The following is a 16,555-nucleotide window of genomic DNA, read 5'->3' as shown; positions in this document are numbered from 1 at the left end:
CATGCAACAAATCAGTTACTTACAAGATCAACTTGGCTTAATGACTTGGCCTCTTCTTATCTGCTCAGCATTAACAACAATGATCATCGCTGAACGTGTCTTCCAAGTCATGCTCAGCATTGGTGTGGGCAAACGTGCTATTCGTCGTGAGCTTAACCAAATTTCACCAACCAACAGCAAAGAGATTGAAGCGCTTGCTCAGTCGATTTCAGGTAAACGCCCGCTCTTGTACAAGGGCGTGTCAATGTTGCTTGCTCACCACTCTTTCTCAAAAGGGTTACGTGAAGATGCCGCTGGGATCTGGCTACAAGAAAAACGCCACCAGCTTCATGCAGGTTTAAGACTGCTTGGTTTGATCGGCGTGATCAGCCCACTCATCGGCTTGCTTGGTACGGTACTTGGTCTTATTGAGATGTTTAAAGGCGTTGCCGCGACAACAGGCAGCATCACGCCTAATGATTTGGCAGACGGTCTTGGATTAGCAATGCGAACCACAGCAGCAGGTTTGATGATTGCGCTTCCTGCTATTTCTGGTGCTCAGCTACTAGGGCTATGGGCCGATCGAGTGCTGGCTCAATTGGAGCATACATTGAACTATGTGAATGTGTGGCTAGAAGGCATGTCGATTCAAACCAATCAGTCTTATGATACTCAAGGTAAGCCTATCAACAAAACCTCTATCGGTGATGTGAGTCAAGCATGATTAAAACGCCCCACTCATCTCACACACAGAGCCTAGCGCCAGACTTAACACCGCTGCTCGACATCATTTTTATCGTGATGGTTTTTCTATTGCTTACGGCATCAGTAAAGCTGGAGTCACTGGAAGTTGAGCTGCCAAGCTCGGATGTCAAAAACGTTTCTGAAGTCCACAAGGATTCGATTAGCGTCAATATTTTAGACCGCGAACCCTACTGGGCAATTAACGGCCAAGAATACATCGACTGGGAAAATTTCAAGATTGCCCTGTTAGAAGAGACTGGTTCAACGGATAAAAAACCGATCATCATTGGCGCAGATAAAGCCGCTAACGTGGAGAACCTAGTGAAGTTGCTTTCATTCCTTCAAGAGAACGGAATACCAGCGACTCAATTGCTCACGGACGATGGCTAGAGCGACACTCAATTTTCACGAGGTTTGGCTTCTGGTTGATAAAACTAAACAAGCAGACTAAGCCTCTCTATCGATTCGAACTCACAATGCGAACGGACTGCTCACTGAGTATCTTCGCGATACAAAAAGAAAATATAAAGAACTTATTATGAACAACTTAAACGTGCTCAATAAATTAAAGACCAAGACACCTCTTCTTTCATTAGCTGCAATCAGCCTGGCACTTAGCGCACCCGCAATGGCCAACGACGCTGAACAACCTCGAATCATCAGTGCTGGTAGTGCCGTTACTGAATTGGTTTTGGCATTAGGTGCCGAAGAGCAGTTAGTCGCGATTGATGTGACCAGCCACTTCCCTCAAGGAGAAAACCTGCCAAAGATTGGTTATCACCGAAACCTGTCTGCTGAAGGTCTACTCGCCCTAGAGCCAACCACATTGATTGGCTCGGATGAAATGGGACCAGACAACGCTATCTCTCAATTAAAATCGGCAGGCGTCGATGTAGAGATTGTTAACACTGAAGCAAACGTGGAAGGGCTATTAAAGCGTATCGACCAAATCGCAAAGATCACCCATACCGAAGACCACTCGCAGCAAGTGAAAACCGATGTGAATCAAAAGATCGCAGCACTGAAAGCGAACCAAGTACCAAGCAACGAAGCGAAGAAAGTACTTTTCCTGTTGCTGCACGAAGGTCGCCCTGCGAACGTTGCTGGCGGTGAAACTTCGCCAAACGCAATCATCGAGTTAGCTGGCGGTATCAACCCTGCAGCTCAAAGCCTAACGTCTTACAAGCCACTGTCGATGGAATCACTGGTAGAAATGCAGCCAGATGTGATTTTAGTCAGTGGTCGTAGCTACCAAAAAATGGGCGGTGCTGATGCCATCCTGAAATCGCTACCTATGTTAGCGGCAACGCCTGCAGGTATAAACAAGCAAATCATTACCGTAAATGGCAGTGCTTTGGTTGGCGGACTTGGTCTCGAGAGCCTTTCAGAAGCTAAGCGATTAAACGCTCTTATCTATCCGCTATAACTTATCTACCCGCTATAACGCGACTACCCTATTTTTACTGTTGCTAGTTCAATGCCCGTCACCAGCCTACTTTCGCAATGTTGGTGATGGATATTGAAGTTAGTGACGGACATTGAGGCCCTTTATGTTGTTACGATCCGTCCCGCTGAAAACATCGATGTTAGGCCTAGGTGCTACCCTAGTCTTCGTCGCACTGTTTTCAATCACCGTTGGGCCAATGAACATTAGCTTGGCTGACAGCGCAGCGAGCTTACTTCAGCCAAACAATGATTTAGCCCCCCACATCAACTTGGTGATTCAAGAGATTCGCTTACCTCGAACCATTTTATGCATGTTGATTGGTGCGATTCTCGCGTTATGTGGTGCTGTTATGCAGGGCCTATTTCGAAACCCGCTTGCTGAGCCTGGGATCATCGGTGTGTCTGCTGGTGCGGCATTAGGTGCAGCGTTGGCTATTGTTCTTTTCTCTGAACTCTCATTGCAATACCCGGCCTTCATGAATTTTGCGGCCGTTCCTGTGTTTGCCTTTTTAGGTGGCGCTTTAACCACACTCTTGGTCTATAAACTGGGCACGGGTAAATTCGGAACCTCAGTAACCATCATGTTGTTGGCGGGTGTGGCGATCAGTGCGCTCTCTGGGGCTGGTATTGGGTTCTTGAACTTCATCGCTGATGACCAAATGCTGCGTGATCTTTCGTTATGGTCGATGGGTTCACTAGCAGGAGCGAAGTGGTCAGGCATTTTGCTTGCTGCAGTTACGCTCGTTGGCTTGTTTGTTGTTTTCTACCGCCAAGCGATGTCTCTAAATGCTCTATTACTGGGCGAGTCAGAAGCGCAACACCTTGGTATCCCAGTTCAAAAGCTGAAACGAAAGCTGATTCTACTGACGGCTGCGGGCGTTGGTATCACAGTTAGCCTGTCTGGCATGATTGGTTTTATTGGATTGGTTATCCCACATTTAGGTCGTATGTTAGCAGGCCCTGACCACCGAGTTCTGTTGCCACTATCAGCGGTACTAGGCGCACTGCTGCTAACCGCCGCAGACATGTTCTCACGTGTGGTACTTGCTCCGGCAGAGCTACCTGTAGGTATTGTCACTGCGATTATCGGTGCCCCATTCTTCTTATATCTACTATTTCAACAGAAAGGGAGAATCCTTTAATGTTTCCTTCAGCTTTAAAAGCGACCGATATCGAAGTGAAGTTCGGCAGTAAAGTGATATTAGATGGCGTTTCTATTGAGATTGAAGCGGGAAAGGTAACTACACTGCTTGGGCCAAATGGCGCAGGTAAAAGCACGCTGCTTAAAGCTTTATGCCAAGAGATATCAAGCAACGGCGATATTCAATACTTTGGACACAGCAAAGACAAGTGGCCTTCTCACAAGTTAGCTAAGCACCTTGCTATGCTTCCTCAACACAGCACCTTGACCTTCCCATTCTTGGCACATGAAGTTGTCGAGCTTGGTGGGATTCCTCTGCAAGAATCCAACAAAAAACTAACTAGCATTGCTAGCCAAAAAATGGATGTTGCTGATGTGACTCACCTGAGTGAAAGGCTTTACCCTTCACTATCAGGCGGTGAAAAGCAGCGAGTGCACTTGGCTCGAGTATTAACTCAGCTTCACCACTCTGGTGACCAATGTATTTTGATGCTTGATGAACCAACCTCTGCACTGGATCTTGCCCACCAGCACAACACCTTAAAGATTGCGAGAGAATTAGCCGATAACCACAATGCCGCGGTTATCGTGGTTTTGCATGATCTCAACTTAGCCGCGCAGTATTCCGATCGATTGGTGGTATTGAAAGATGGCAATTTGGTGTGTGATGGCAAGCCTTGGGATGCACTGAAACCTTCGATGATAGAAGATGTGTATGGTTACAAAAGTATCGTAGAAAAACACCCAACCATGAGCTTCCCTCAGGTTCACCCCGCACAATAAGTCCGATTAAGGAGCGACTCGTTTTGAGTATTCGTTCTTGATAACAATGACGTAATCCTAAGCCTCGATTTGTTCGGGGCTTTTTATTGGCTCACAGCCACTCTCTCGGCTTAAACTCAATTTTATTAATAACCACAACAGCAAGCACCAAAACGACTCACCTTGAGCATTTGAGGCTCTAGAAATGAACTCTACTTGTTAGGGTTACTTAGCTTTTAACACTGAAGAGAAAAACGCACAAGAAGTGAAACGGCAGGCACAAAAAAAGCCCCCGCAGGAGCTTCTTTTATTGAGTGCTGATTATTGGCTCATACGAATCAATGATTTACCAATCAACCACTCTAGTTCTTTACCGCTAGTATCGCCAAACTGAGTTTCAGTCAGCTTGTATAGACGATCAATACCGTTTGCAGCGAACTCATGTGCGCTCTCAGCAGTAACGATATGATGGAAAAGTAAACGTAAGATTGCTAGGAACTCAGCGTCTTCAAGTGCTGCAACCCAGCTAGCTGAAAATGCGTCAAGGCCATTTTCGAAGTCAATGTGTTCCATGAACATCTTGAAAATACGACCGTCTAGAGCAGCAGTAAAATCCGTTTTCTTTGGAAAGTGATGACTTATACCTGTACGAGAAACACCCGTTTGTTGACTCAACGTCGTGTATGACATCTTGTCGTAACCCAATCTCAATAGCTGGTCTACAACGGCATCCATGATCTTCTGGATCGTGATTTCTGTATCTTCTTTACTACGCTTTGGCATATTCAGGCTCTTCTCTTTGTAAATCCATCTAACTCAATCAAATGAAGTCAGAATGAAAATCGTTATCAGCATTATGTGAGCAAGATGTTTTTTCGCAAGTATTTAGAACTAAATGCACACAAATACTATGTACGAACAATTTTACAGTTATATCTCTTTGGACACTTTGTCTAATTATTCTTCGAAAATCACCTTACAATCCTAAGTCGATAATTTTAAATAACGACTTCGAATATGAAATACCCAACGAAAAATTCATTGTATAAATACCTATCAAGCGATAGATAGTCTTATAAAATCATTCCTGACGCAACTAAGTGAATGATATTCTGACAAATTAATAACATTCCTTTTCAACAAAACGCGAGGTAAATCACATACATATTTATCGGCGCGAATGTAGATATTCATTAAACACCTTAACAAACAACATAGCATACCAGTATAAATTAGTTCAAAGGTTTTAATTTTTGTAGATACAGTTCAAATTGCTCGTTAGAATAACCTCAGACTTTGTAAGAGGATTATTTATGAGCCAAGATATTGGTAACAACGATGTATGTGAGGCTTGCGGCTGTGCAGGCGAAATCGGGTTCATCATTAAAGAAGGCGACGATGTTGCTGAAGTAACGGTTTACGGAAACTCAAAAGCACTGATTGAAGCTGAGTTTGCTAAGTATGTTGAACTTGCTAAACAAGTGTCTAGCAACGTTGAGTTCGAAGCATCAGAGATGACTGAAGAAAGCACAGAGTTGCACGCTCGCTTTAAATTTGAAGTTAGCGCTGAGAAGATTATTTTTGAACTTAAGACTCGCTCTCTAGCGCGTTAATATAAGCATTTATATGCTTATTAAAAGACGAGTGAATTACTCGTCTTTTTTTAATTGAACCCAAGCCAGTGACCCATTTTGCTCAAAATCGTTTTCTGCAGCGCACTGAATCACTACGCCCCCCACCTCTAACACTGCCCCAATGCTATAAGCCTTGTCATCGTAATAACAAACTCGTTGCTGTTGACCGCCTTGTGTCACCACCACCGCAGCTTTACCGGGCGTTGAAATTACTTTGTTGGCACTCGCAGACATTGAGCCAAACACTGAAGCGGCTATCAGAAAGACCTTAATAATTCGTATATTTACTCTAATCATTAATTTACCTATCATCTTTGCTCCATTCCTCGTTAATCTACCGCCAAATGGGTAAAACACTATGCGAGATTAATTTTTCCATTATAGTGTAAGCGTCTATCGTAATAAGAAGCCTGTTATGCTCAGAATAATTGCACTTATTATTGGTTCCTTAACCATAACAAATGTCAGTGCTGAACCACTCGATCACTATCAAATATTGAACCATCTCGATAATTACGGAAACTTATATCTACGAAATAAGCCTTATACATCACTTCCAACTGGCTTGGTGGTAGATGGTAATCTCAATATAGAGAATACTGCGATCACACGCCTACCCAAAGGGTTAGAAGTGAACGGCAGCCTTAAAGGCTCTAACAGCCAACTCGCTCGAGTCCCGAGCGGGGTTAAGATAAAAGGTTACGTCGACTTGATTGGCAGCCAAATCACCAGCTGGCCAAGAGGTGTAAGAGTGGGCGGCTTTATCAACCTCACCGACACTCCACTGGAAAGGCTACCGAATGGCTTTAGAGTAAAAGGCGATCTGAACGTGATCCGCACTCCTTTAACCGAGTTACCCAACGGGATCGTGATTGACGGCGACCTTTATATAGGTGGTTCTGGGATTACAACATTCCCCGAGACCATGACAGTCAAAGGCAACATCTATCTGGGCGGCAACACCGTAACCAAATGGCCAACCAATCTAGATCTCGGTGGTGCAGTCGCTCGCTAATTCAGGCTAATGCTCTAATGCTCTAATGCTCTAATGCTCTAATGCTCTAATGCTCTAATACGTTAATGCTCGATCGCAGCAACAAATGGTGATTCAGAAACAAAAAAGGAGCCCAAGGCTCCTTTTTCAATTCAATCAAGTTGCTAATCAACTAGCAAGCTAACTAACGCTCGTTAACCAATGTTCTTCACTGGGTTGGCGTAGCTATCGATCAAATACTGACGCGCACCTTGTGGCAGGCTCGACAGTTTAGCTTCAAACTCTTGTTTAACGGCCGCTGTAATCGACTCATCTTCTTTTTCTGCTGCCAGCAAGTTTACTGGGAACAGTTTGTAGTTATCGTGGATCTGACGATCGATCTCTTCAGCAAGCGCTTCAGGCGTATCAAAATCTTGGTCGATAACCTGACCGAAACCAACGTGAACGCGTCCTTTATCACCGATGATGCCTTGAATGATACTTTCGATATCTTCAAACTCACCCTTTTCGTAACTGCCGTTTACGTCTTTTTCGAAAAGCTCTATCGCTTTAGCCGTGTCACATGGGTCGTTCTCGTAAGAAATAGCCACAGGAACAATCTTCAATGACTTCACGTATTCAGGGAAAGCAATTTTTTGCTTACGTCCTTCAACGTGGAACATTTTCAAAATTGCTGGCTCAGTAAAATCGTTACCGTCTTTCGCACGACCTTCCTTTTGAGCGATCCAGATTGAGTTGCCCGTTTCTAGAGAGTGCTTAATGTAAGAAGACAACTGCCCTAGCGCTTTCATCATCTCACGCGGTCCTTTCAAAGAACGCTTTACGATGAAGCTCTTGTTTAAACGCATCAATTCAGTCGCACATGGCTTTTTCAACAGGTTGTCTCCGATAGCGATACGACAAGTCTGATGATTATTTTGATGCAGAGCGTAATTTACTAACGCAGGATCCATAGCAATGTCACGATGGTTTGATACAAACAGATAAGCTTGGTTCGCATCCAGTGACTCGATACCAGTGTACGTCACACCGTTAGTGGTTTTCGCTAACGTGTCGCGTAAGTACTTTTTCACTTCAATCTGAATGGATTCAACGCTAGTCAGCTTGCTCCACTTCATTTTTAAGTACACACGCAAAATCGGGCTCATTAATGCTTTGAACCAAGACGCATGGTTTGAAAAACGGTAGTGCAAGATTGCACTGATAAATTCTTCATCATTAATAAGACGGTTTAGTGCCGCTGGAATTTCATCATCGCCGTAAGGACGAATATCAACATATGGATCGGTTGGAGAGGTCATTTTTTAATTCATATAATAAAAAGCTGGCTCATTCTACGCGTTGTTTTGACTTCTCGCAGCTACAGAGCCCATACTTTTGACAAGGTCAGACCAGAAACATTGAAAATCCCCTGTTATTGTTGGCATTCTTTAAGATTAACGGTAATCTTGACGCCCCAAAATTAAGGTACTATCTATGAACTTCGCTATTGAATATACATCGGCTTACTTTTCACACTTGGTGATCACACCACGCAAGAAAGTACTTAAACATAGCCTTGTATCGGTTCAAAGTGGCTTGGTTTTGATTAAGTTAGGCAAACAAGAGTATGCCGTTGAACCAGGACAAAGCGTCTGGATTCCACACGACTGCCTAACGTCACTGACCTACTTTCCAAACACTCAGGTTAACCGTGTCGATTTTTCTGTTCGTTTGACGGATTCATTCCCAAGACAAGCGGGTTACATTACGCAAACCAACCTCTCTTCGGCACTACTAGAAAAACTAGAGCAAACCAAAGCTCGCGCTTCCAATGCCAATAATACGGAACAAGCGTTTAAAGATATGCTTTCTGTATTGAAGCAAGAAGTGTTGTCGTTTAAACCACTGCTTTGTGAAAGTGCTCTTTCTCAGCGATTCAATCAATGGAACATTGATGATTCAAACCTGCCACAAGAGCACACTCTGGTGATGGTGATGCGAGAAGCGAAGAAGCGCATGCAGTCAGGTCAAAAACGTTCACTTGTGATTGATGATCTGTTCTCAGGTAAAGAAGAAGAGTTCGAGCAACTGTGTATGCTTGTTTTTGGTGAAGATTTATAGCTTGCCGGAAAGTGAGTGCTGGTATTAAAACTCGCAAGCCAGATACTAAAAAGCCGCAAAAACTGAGTTTTTGCGGCTTTTTTAATTCTTACTATTTAGACGTAGATAGCAATCTATCTGTGTATCTGCCTGTCTAAAATGGCAACTCAACCTGCATCATTAGGTCGGCGTCACGTGAGTCGTGCCAACGATAATCAAAGCGCATACGCGGCTGCCCTTCGACTTTCTCGCCAAAACCGATGCTGAGTTGAAGACCATGATTCATCAACCACTCTTCAGTCGACATATCATACTGCTCATCTTCAAGGTCTTCTGGAAACCACATACCCAAGCCAACATAGTTTGACTCAATGCTTTGTGTCAGCAATGGCGAGTCTTTGGTTTGAAGAACCCAGTCAGACCAATAGTCCGGTGTGCTTTCCGGTTCATCATCGCTCAGCCCACTGATTTCCATCATACGTTGGCCAAAAGACTCAATGCTGGTCGAGAAATCTAGACAATTGTCATCTTCATCAGAAGTCAGCATGATTGAATCTAAGCTAAAAAAATCACACTCAGCATACGCAGGCATACTACATGCTGCCATGATCAACGTCGCTGGTATCGCGCTCTTTAGCATAGTCCTCTGACCTCTTGATTAGTGAACTTACATTATCTGATACAGTCCACTATCTTGCAACATCTTTGTAACTGACTTTGTACTCAGTTTTGCCACATCGCTTCCACTTATCAGTGCATTACGTATGTCTGTACTGCGAATTTTCACTTTTTCAGGGCAAGCCATTACAGACCACTGCTCAGTAATCTCATCTGATTTATAGAAAGATGAGAACTTAAAGAAGTTATCTGGGCCAATAACAAACGTCAGTTCAGCGTCACGATGTAACTTTTGCAGTTCACTGAGTACAGCAAAAGTCGTCACGCTTTCGCCGGGTGTAAATAAGCTCTTTTCGATCAACGAAAGCTCAACTTGATCCAGTGAAAGATCACTGATAAATGCATTAACTAACTGACATCTCGTATCAAAGTCTAGCATCTCTTTTCCCCAAGCATGGGCAATACTTGGAACGAGTAGAATTTTGTCAAAGTGAGCCAACGAATCAATCACACTTTTATGCCCTAGGCTCGGTGGATTAAACGCACTACCGAAAATGGCTATTTTTTCCATTGTTTATTACTGCCTTCTCTTTCTAAGCTTGTGCAAAGAGGTTTTTAAATCGGATGATTTAGGTATGATAACACTAGATTTTTAATTTGCTTGCAGGAAAGGAATACGAATGGAACAGTTAATTCGTGACGAAATGCGCGTACTACCTTCAATTGACCCTCACTTCGAAGTGACTCGTCGTGTGGACTTTATTAAAACGAAACTTCAGCAGTCAGGCTGCAAGTCTCTGATCCTTGGTATCAGTGGCGGTGTAGACTCAACGACCTGTGGCCGCTTGGCACAAATGGCCGTGGATAGCCTGAATGAAAACTCTGGCAGCAACGACTACCAATTCATTGCGGTTCGCCTACCTTACGGCGAACAAAAAGATGAAGATGAAGCACAACTTGCTCTCTCTTTCATCCAGCCTTCTCAATCTGTTTCTGTAAACATCAAAGCGGGTGTTGATGGGCTTCACGCAGCATCTCACGTTGCACTTGAAGGTACAGGTTTACTACCAACAGACTCAGCAAAAATCGACTTTGTTAAAGGTAATGTGAAAGCTCGCGCTCGCATGATCGCGCAATACGAAATTGCGGGTTACGTTGGTGGTCTTGTGATTGGTACTGACCACTCAGCAGAAAACATCACTGGCTTCTACACCAAACACGGTGACGGTGCATGTGATTTAGCGCCTTTGTTTGGCCTGAACAAGCGTCAAGTTCGTGAACTTGCAGCAACGCTAGGTGCGCCAGAGCTATTGGTTAAGAAAGTGCCTACTGCCGACCTAGAAGAGCTTGATCCACAGAAAGCCGACGAAGCAGCATTGAACCTTTCTTACGACCAAATCGATGATTTCCTTGAAGGTAAAGAAGTCCCTCAAGACGTGTCAGACCGCTTAGTAGGCATCTACAAAGCAACACAGCACAAGCGTCAACCGATCCCAACGATCTACGATTAATTGTTTGAATTAATCTTAGAATCAAAAAGGCCGGAAGTTCATTTCAGTGAACTTCCGGCCTTTTCTATTCAATGTGCTTTTCTTTCTGGCCTTCCGACCTACCGAGTTAGTCTACAACTTCGATATCAGTTTGAGGCACACTGCAACACGCCAGTATTTGCCCCATGTTGCGTTCATGCTCTTGCAACGCCGGTACATCAGGTTGATGAACTTGCCCAGACTCAAGGGTCACTTTACAAGCACCACAGAAACCCGCGCGACAGCTTGATGCGATAGACACACCTGCCGACTCAGCTTGCTCTAGTAGTGTTGATTGGTTGTTGCCTTCGAACAGGTAGCCGTTAACGCTCAACTGCAGTTGCTTCACCGCTTCTTCCGTTGATTGAGCAACACCAAACGCTTCTTGATGATAATGCTGAGGATTCAGCCCCATTTGAATCAGCAATTTCTTGGCATTATCCATAAAGCCGTCAGGGCCACACACGAATGCTTGGCGCTTATGAAGGTCCTCAATTTTGGCGACATGAGACACACTCAAACGACCTGACAAACCATCCCACTCTTTCGTTGGTTGGCTTAGTGAATAAATCACACTTAGACCAGCATGTTCGCGAGCGATCTTATCAATCTCAGCTTGATAAGGGATATCTTCTTCACTGCTGCATTGGTGATAGAAAACCACATCATCAATTTGACCATGGTCTGCCAAGTAACGAAGCATCGACAACATAGGGGTGATGCCGCTTCCCGCTGATAACAGCAGTAATGGATGTGTTGGGTTATCTTCTAAGTAGAATGCGCCATCTGGATTCTGAGCAACTAGCGCGTCACCTACTTGGAAGTGATCATTGAGCCAGTTTGAGATTTGACCATCGTCCACTCGCTTCACGGAAATCGCCAAACGACCTGCGCGTGAAGGGCTAGAAGATAACGTGTAACGACGAGACACTTTCTCGCCATTAATTACCATTTCAATCGGTAGATGTTGCCCTGGCTGATAGCTTGGTAATGCGTGGTTCTCTTTCGCTGGCTCTAGCCAGAACGTCGTAAAGTCTCGAGCGATCTCTTCACGCTCAACGCAAGTTAAGTGTAGCGATTCTACCCATGTATCTTGGTAGTGCTCTTTTTCTTTAGTTTCTAATACTTCAACAACATCACCGGCTTTGACTAAGCCTTCATTTTTAGCCACAAGGTTTTGGCCAAAGAAAACGCCACCACGTTCATTGGCTCTGAACGTAGAAAAGGTATTGAGTGGCTCTTTTGTTGCTCTGAATTCGCCGCTCTCAACATCGACTGTCGTTAGGATACAGCGCTCACAAGGCTTCACCGCTTCGAATTCAACCTCACCAATTCGAATGCGCTTCCAACCATCTTCAGCAAACGCTTCAGTGTTTGAGACGACAAAATTGGTGCGGAACTGATCCATGGAATGCGTTTCAGGACTACGGCGATTCAACTCATCAAGCGAAGCTTGGCTGATGATTAACATCGGGTAACCATCGGCGAAACTGACATTCTGACCAAGCTTTTCTCGAACACGATTAGATTGCTCACCACAGAACAGAAGTTCTACGCGAACACCAAGCACATCGCTAAACCAATCATCCGCCTCGTCGTTGGTGGTATACGCAGTGAAGCTATCTTTCCACACTGTTGCAGGCGCTTCTTGCATCTTGAAGTTTGCATATTTTAGGCGCAGCGGTTCTTTGCCTTCGTAAGTAAAAATCAAACCGTCTGGCTGCAAGCTAGAAGACACCTTGACCATTTTAGGGTACTTACGCGCCGTCACCATTGAGCCGTCAGCCAAGGCCAACATAAAACGTCTGTCGAAGGTAAGGCCCTGTTTTTCGACCCAAGCAGAAGAGAGTGCAATCCCACCTACTGATTTAACCGGAAACACATTAATTTGAGATAAGGAGGGCTGTTGACCTGAAAGCTCTTGCTCCAAAGCCTTTTGATCCAAAGGTGACTGCGACATAACGATTCCAATGTTTTGTTGTTTGTCCCAATGCTAACAAATGGTTATAAATAGATAAACTGGCAGGCATTAAACACTTGATACTAAGTAGGCATGATTAAACTAATAGAATGGCATTATGTTCCGGCAAACCTAAAACTCTTGAAACTAACGATGATGCTTTACACACTAAAAGTAACCCGAATTTATTCACGCTATTTTTAAGTAGATCAGCAATATGCTGCACCTTGTTTCGACAATTGACTCAATGAGCCAGGTTTGCCTAAGTGATAGCCCTGAAAATAATCTATGCCCTGCGATTGTGCAAAACGTAAATCTTCATGGTTTTCTATACCTTCAGATAACAATTCAATCTGATACTTCCGAGCTAAAAATCTAAGACGCTCCCAAAAGGTCGAATTATCACTCCGGTTTCTCATTAACGACCGATCTATTTTCACTATGTTCGGTTTAACAACCCTAATCAGTGCTTCACCAGTGTTATAACCACTGCCATAGTCGTCTATCGCGATTTTAATTCCAAGACCACGACATACTCCAAACTGGGACATCATCCTTTTCTCGTCAATGCCAACCGGGTATTGTTCATTCTCAGTAAGCTCAATCCATAAGGTTATACCCAACTTATTACATGCTTGCCAAATTGGGGAAATATCACGTAGAAAAGTGAAACTTAAAACGTGATCAGGGGAGATATTAATAGTCAGAAAATCAATCATTTTCTTCTGAGACAATAATTCCTCGGACACTCTTAACAAGAATATTTGAGTAAACCATGCAATCTTCTTAGAGTCTAACAGACAGCGAATTGACGATTCAACATCGTGCCCTTTTTCCCAACGTAACAAAACCTCAGCACCGACAGTTCCATTGCCATTAGTTATCGGTTGAAAAACAGGATAAAACAATCCCTGATTAACATCGTCAATAAGTGCTTCGGCTTGTAAATTTTCAGACAACATATTCGTATTCATAAACAAACCTCTTTTTGTGATTAATCCATACTACAGATCAATAACTAGCAAGGATTAGCATGAACAAATCATATGTAGCTTTACATGCCTACTTCTTAACCGTGAAGACAAACTGCATAAGTAGTTAAACGAACTCCTGTACAAATACACAATGCCGTTTCAAAACGGTAATCTCGAGTCTGTTACTTTTAGATAGGTTATTAAAAACGCCATAAACTATCATAGATGACTATACTTCAATTAGATCAAATTACGCTTAGGGATAATGTATGTTTGGTGACTATTTAAAGGAATTGAGAGTCTCACTAGGTCTTACTCAGAGTGAGCTTGCTGTTAAGTTAAACCTTGCAAATGAAGAGTTTCGCTCTGTAGACGTGGTAACTCTCAGTCGTTGGGAACGAGGAAAAACCAAACCAACACTTGCAAAATGCCTAAGAATCTTGCGTTGTTTACAGGTTGACCTGAGTGACTTTTATGAATTAATACCGAATCCAAACGAAACAAAGCTACTAGACGAGATTGAACAACTTCGTTTTAATAACAGGGTAACGAAGCTTTCATCATTAAGTTATGAAGAGCCACAATCAGCTTTAATTACTGAGATGCCACTTCTTTTGAAAGATGATGACAAGATACTATCTAGCCTTAAAATCTTTTACGAAACAGCCATCCATACACCGAAGGTTTTTTTCGACATTAATCTATATGACTACCAACAAAACAAACGAGCTATTTTAAAAAGATTTATAACAGAAAGCGGGCAGTTGGTAGGTCACTCACTTAGTTTTATATTCGAAAGTGACTATTTTGACAAAGTTACTCATTCAAAAATCATTGATATCGACCTGACAAAATCTGTCAGTTATAAAAATTCGACTAAGTTATCGGTTTGTAATTATAATCGTTACTCTTCTAATTTCCAGATATTTCGATGTATGTTAGTTTCTCAATTTATAAACCTAATTCACTATTCAAATGTTCAACGTTATTATTTCTTTAATACATGGCCTGAAAGCGGACAAATTTTAGAGCAACTTGGATTTAAGAAAATAGCATTTGATATTGAGTCAGAAAAAGGAGGTTTTAAATTAGGCAACCGCTCATTCGAACATTGCTTATACGAAATTGATACAGCGACACTTCTTTCTCAACCCGAAATAATAACCCTCATAAAAACAACCCAGTGGGATAACCAATACTCAATCAAAAATCATTAGGCATAGCCAAACAGCCTTTAACTTAAGATGCCTACCATCTTAAGTTTCTACACATAATAATACTTCGCCTTATGCAAAAGATTGGAGAAAACTACTGTGTTTGGCGAATACTTAAAAAAATATCGAATCGCGAATGAACTAACACAAAGTCAAGCAGCTACAAAGCTCAACTTACTCGGAGGAGATCTATCGAACATTGATACCGTTACACTTAGTCGATGGGAAAGAGGAACAACTAAACCAACTCTTAGCCGTAGTATTCGTGTTTTGCGAGAATTTACCAACGATCTTGAGCCTTATCTATCTAAAGTTAGTCATTTACAACATCAAGACCCTAGTTCTAAAAATAGAGTTGATCAATTCAATACTCTGATGGAAGAGAAATACCGTAGTTTAAATAACTTGATCGCCAGAGCAAATTATCAGTCAACATCGATGATCGAACACAATCCTGTTTGTGAATATCCGATTGGAAATTCTAATGATAGTGAGATTGTAAATTCTGTACTTGTTTTTCATGAGAAAACCTCTGATGAGAATATTAAGCATGGACTCTATAAAATCGATTTTTTAAACTATTGCAATGAAAAACGTTTCATTGCCTATAAATATGTCGACAGCGTCACAGGGGAGCTATTAGGACATAACATAGGCACTATATTCACGACTGAAGGTATGATCTCCGAAATTGAAACACTTTCTCAAAAGTCGATTAATGAAATAGATTTAAGAAAAACCGTTCCTTATAATAAAAGCCGAAAATTAGCTTATTTTGCGGTGAGCCAGCATTCGCTGTACGAGCGACCTTTTCGTCTACAATTAAATAGAGAATTCAGGTTTCTAGCAAAACACGCTAACATTACCGACTACTACACAACAGTTGCTATAAAGAGCTCAGCAGAAGTACTCGAAAAAATGGGATTTTCTGTTGTTTCGTACGAGAAAAAATCAACCAACGGTGCAATCAAAATTGGTAAACACTATTATTCTAAAGCTTTAATGCACATAAAAACAAGCCAGCTATTTACTCAACCCGAGTTCTTGAACTTGCTTACAGGCTGTCAAACCTGTTCAAACCCATGCTAAATTAGCTCTCAGTGTTGCTAAGCGGTCTCTTTCCGCGCACATTAACAGGAGTACCAATCCATCGAAAGATAGTTCTGATGGATGAACTCCTGCTTGCTTCAATCTTTCAAAACACAGCTCTACAGTTTTGACATTCGTATTCGATATTATTGAACCAATATACCTCATTATTTTCCCACTTAAATTATCAGTACAATCTATATACTATGTAATTAAGCGATTGAGTATTAAAGCATATGGTAAAAAGTTAGAATCTAATATGCTATGTTCGCTTGACTACATGTCAACCTCACGAACAATTACATCATCTACTTCATTGTTTAGTAATGTTACATAACGGCGTTGTTGCCTAAATCAATTGAACCTTTTTCGAGTCCTGCGATCTGATC

The 16,555-nt window shown here is 42.5% G+C and carries 18 protein-coding genes; 11 read left to right on the top strand and 7 right to left on the bottom strand.

All coding sequences use genetic code 11. The annotated features are described in order from the left end of the window. Position 1 precedes the first annotated feature (1 nt). From ACED46_RS13545 to ACED46_RS13525, 5 genes are all read left to right on the top strand, one after another. On the top strand, positions 2-703 hold the full coding sequence (locus ACED46_RS13545) for a MotA/TolQ/ExbB proton channel family protein (RefSeq protein WP_371721688.1): 702 nt from the start codon (positions 2-4) through the stop codon (positions 701-703). Continuing rightward, the gene (locus tag ACED46_RS13540; RefSeq protein WP_017062756.1) at positions 700-1,113 is read left to right on the top strand and encodes a biopolymer transporter ExbD; all 414 of its coding nucleotides are present in this window, start codon (positions 700-702) and stop codon (positions 1,111-1,113) included. Before ACED46_RS13545 ends, ACED46_RS13540 begins: the two co-directional genes overlap by 4 nt. 148 nt (positions 1,114-1,261) lie before the next feature. After that, entirely contained in the window at positions 1,262-2,149 is an 888-nt protein-coding gene (locus ACED46_RS13535) for a hemin ABC transporter substrate-binding protein (RefSeq protein ID WP_371721687.1), read from the top strand. Positions 2,150-2,273: 124 nt separating this feature from the next. After that, a complete protein-coding gene (locus ACED46_RS13530) occupies positions 2,274-3,311 on the top strand; it encodes an iron ABC transporter permease (RefSeq protein ID WP_048609731.1) in 1,038 nt (345 codons plus the stop codon). Continuing rightward, entirely contained in the window at positions 3,311-4,093 is a 783-nt protein-coding gene (locus ACED46_RS13525) for a heme ABC transporter ATP-binding protein (protein WP_050620596.1), read from the top strand. The genes ACED46_RS13530 and ACED46_RS13525 overlap by 1 nt, the downstream gene beginning before the upstream one ends. 300 nt (positions 4,094-4,393) lie before the next feature. Here ACED46_RS13525 and ACED46_RS13520 read toward each other — a convergent pair whose 3' ends face one another. Continuing rightward, positions 4,394-4,855 (bottom strand): TetR/AcrR family transcriptional regulator, encoded by a 462-nt coding sequence (locus ACED46_RS13520; RefSeq protein ID WP_004731875.1) that lies wholly within the window; start codon positions 4,853-4,855, stop codon positions 4,394-4,396. 530 nt (positions 4,856-5,385) lie between these two features. On the opposite strand from ACED46_RS13520, the gene ACED46_RS13515 reads away from it, so the two are divergent. Next, positions 5,386-5,685 (top strand): YfcZ/YiiS family protein, encoded by a 300-nt coding sequence (locus ACED46_RS13515; RefSeq protein WP_017062761.1) that lies wholly within the window; start codon positions 5,386-5,388, stop codon positions 5,683-5,685. A 36-nt stretch (positions 5,686-5,721) separates the two neighbouring features. Here ACED46_RS13515 and ACED46_RS13510 read toward each other — a convergent pair whose 3' ends face one another. Next, positions 5,722-6,018 (bottom strand): YnjH family protein, encoded by a 297-nt coding sequence (locus ACED46_RS13510; protein ID WP_017067955.1) that lies wholly within the window; start codon positions 6,016-6,018, stop codon positions 5,722-5,724. Between the two features lie 103 nt (positions 6,019-6,121). On the opposite strand from ACED46_RS13510, the gene ACED46_RS13505 reads away from it, so the two are divergent. Continuing rightward, positions 6,122-6,721: a hypothetical protein gene (locus tag ACED46_RS13505; RefSeq protein WP_371721686.1), complete on the top strand. Its 600-nt coding sequence runs from the start codon at positions 6,122-6,124 to the stop codon at positions 6,719-6,721. 173 nt (positions 6,722-6,894) lie between these two features. Here the strand turns inward: ACED46_RS13505 and ACED46_RS13500 are convergent, their stop codons facing one another. Further along, positions 6,895-8,001 carry a 1-acyl-sn-glycerol-3-phosphate acyltransferase gene (locus ACED46_RS13500; protein WP_017062764.1) on the bottom strand — a complete coding sequence of 369 codons (1,107 nt, stop codon included), beginning with the start codon at positions 7,999-8,001 and terminating at the stop codon, positions 6,895-6,897. A gap of 175 nt (positions 8,002-8,176) precedes the next feature. On the opposite strand from ACED46_RS13500, the gene ACED46_RS13495 reads away from it, so the two are divergent. After that, positions 8,177-8,803, top strand: a complete 627-nt coding sequence (locus ACED46_RS13495; protein ID WP_017067957.1) for a hypothetical protein — start codon at positions 8,177-8,179, stop codon at positions 8,801-8,803. 133 nt (positions 8,804-8,936) lie between these two features. Here the strand turns inward: ACED46_RS13495 and ACED46_RS13490 are convergent, their stop codons facing one another. After that, on the bottom strand, positions 8,937-9,422 hold the full coding sequence (locus tag ACED46_RS13490; RefSeq protein ID WP_017064306.1) for a hypothetical protein: 486 nt from the start codon (positions 9,420-9,422) through the stop codon (positions 8,937-8,939). Between the two features lie 27 nt (positions 9,423-9,449). Beyond that, the gene (locus ACED46_RS13485) at positions 9,450-9,971 is read right to left on the bottom strand and encodes a nicotinate-nicotinamide nucleotide adenylyltransferase (RefSeq protein ID WP_017064305.1); all 522 of its coding nucleotides are present in this window, start codon (positions 9,969-9,971) and stop codon (positions 9,450-9,452) included. Between the two features lie 109 nt (positions 9,972-10,080). Here ACED46_RS13485 and nadE point away from each other — a divergent pair, with 109 nt between their 5' ends. Continuing rightward, positions 10,081-10,911, top strand: a complete 831-nt coding sequence (nadE, locus tag ACED46_RS13480) for an ammonia-dependent NAD(+) synthetase (protein ID WP_017062768.1) — start codon at positions 10,081-10,083, stop codon at positions 10,909-10,911. A 106-nt stretch (positions 10,912-11,017) separates the two neighbouring features. Here the strand turns inward: nadE and ACED46_RS13475 are convergent, their stop codons facing one another. Both ACED46_RS13475 and ACED46_RS13470 read right to left on the bottom strand, forming a co-directional pair. Beyond that, positions 11,018-12,889 carry an MOSC N-terminal beta barrel domain-containing protein gene (locus ACED46_RS13475; protein ID WP_371721685.1) on the bottom strand — a complete coding sequence of 624 codons (1,872 nt, stop codon included), beginning with the start codon at positions 12,887-12,889 and terminating at the stop codon, positions 11,018-11,020. 209 nt (positions 12,890-13,098) lie between these two features. Next, complete coding sequence (locus ACED46_RS13470) at positions 13,099-13,863, bottom strand: EAL domain-containing protein (RefSeq protein ID WP_017062770.1); 765 nt, start codon at positions 13,861-13,863, stop codon at positions 13,099-13,101. Positions 13,864-14,132: 269 nt separating this feature from the next. Here ACED46_RS13470 and ACED46_RS13465 point away from each other — a divergent pair, with 269 nt between their 5' ends. Further along, positions 14,133-15,080 carry a helix-turn-helix domain-containing protein gene (locus ACED46_RS13465; protein ID WP_371721684.1) on the top strand — a complete coding sequence of 316 codons (948 nt, stop codon included), beginning with the start codon at positions 14,133-14,135 and terminating at the stop codon, positions 15,078-15,080. A gap of 96 nt (positions 15,081-15,176) precedes the next feature. After that, entirely contained in the window at positions 15,177-16,166 is a 990-nt protein-coding gene (locus ACED46_RS13460) for a helix-turn-helix domain-containing protein (RefSeq protein ID WP_371721682.1), read from the top strand. Positions 16,167-16,555 lie beyond the last annotated feature (389 nt).

The sequence above is a fragment of the Vibrio sp. 1S139 genome, from assembly GCF_041439475.1.
Taxonomy (GTDB): Bacteria; Pseudomonadota; Gammaproteobacteria; order Enterobacterales; family Vibrionaceae; genus Vibrio; species Vibrio crassostreae_C.
This window is presented reverse-complemented; position numbering and strand designations above follow the sequence as displayed.

Excerpts from the sequence above, each read along its gene's own strand:
- ACED46_RS13545 (WP_371721688.1), top strand. The coding sequence starts at position 2 with ATGCAACAAATCAGTTACTTACAAGATCAACTTGGCTTAATGACTTGG.
- ACED46_RS13540 (WP_017062756.1), top strand. The coding sequence starts at position 700 with ATGATTAAAACGCCCCACTCATCTCACACACAGAGCCTAGCGCCAGAC.
- ACED46_RS13535 (WP_371721687.1), top strand. The coding sequence starts at position 1,262 with ATGAACAACTTAAACGTGCTCAATAAATTAAAGACCAAGACACCTCTT.
- ACED46_RS13530 (WP_048609731.1), top strand. The coding sequence starts at position 2,274 with ATGTTGTTACGATCCGTCCCGCTGAAAACATCGATGTTAGGCCTAGGT.
- ACED46_RS13525 (WP_050620596.1), top strand. The coding sequence starts at position 3,311 with ATGTTTCCTTCAGCTTTAAAAGCGACCGATATCGAAGTGAAGTTCGGC.
- ACED46_RS13520 (WP_004731875.1), bottom strand. The coding sequence starts at position 4,855 with ATGCCAAAGCGTAGTAAAGAAGATACAGAAATCACGATCCAGAAGATC.
- ACED46_RS13515 (WP_017062761.1), top strand. The coding sequence starts at position 5,386 with ATGAGCCAAGATATTGGTAACAACGATGTATGTGAGGCTTGCGGCTGT.
- ACED46_RS13510 (WP_017067955.1), bottom strand. The coding sequence starts at position 6,018 with ATGATAGGTAAATTAATGATTAGAGTAAATATACGAATTATTAAGGTC.
- ACED46_RS13505 (WP_371721686.1), top strand. The coding sequence starts at position 6,122 with ATGCTCAGAATAATTGCACTTATTATTGGTTCCTTAACCATAACAAAT.
- ACED46_RS13500 (WP_017062764.1), bottom strand. The coding sequence starts at position 8,001 with ATGACCTCTCCAACCGATCCATATGTTGATATTCGTCCTTACGGCGAT.
- ACED46_RS13495 (WP_017067957.1), top strand. The coding sequence starts at position 8,177 with ATGAACTTCGCTATTGAATATACATCGGCTTACTTTTCACACTTGGTG.
- ACED46_RS13490 (WP_017064306.1), bottom strand. The coding sequence starts at position 9,422 with ATGCTAAAGAGCGCGATACCAGCGACGTTGATCATGGCAGCATGTAGT.
- ACED46_RS13485 (WP_017064305.1), bottom strand. The coding sequence starts at position 9,971 with ATGGAAAAAATAGCCATTTTCGGTAGTGCGTTTAATCCACCGAGCCTA.
- nadE (WP_017062768.1), top strand. The coding sequence starts at position 10,081 with ATGGAACAGTTAATTCGTGACGAAATGCGCGTACTACCTTCAATTGAC.
- ACED46_RS13475 (WP_371721685.1), bottom strand. The coding sequence starts at position 12,889 with ATGTCGCAGTCACCTTTGGATCAAAAGGCTTTGGAGCAAGAGCTTTCA.
- ACED46_RS13470 (WP_017062770.1), bottom strand. The coding sequence starts at position 13,863 with ATGAATACGAATATGTTGTCTGAAAATTTACAAGCCGAAGCACTTATT.
- ACED46_RS13465 (WP_371721684.1), top strand. The coding sequence starts at position 14,133 with ATGTTTGGTGACTATTTAAAGGAATTGAGAGTCTCACTAGGTCTTACT.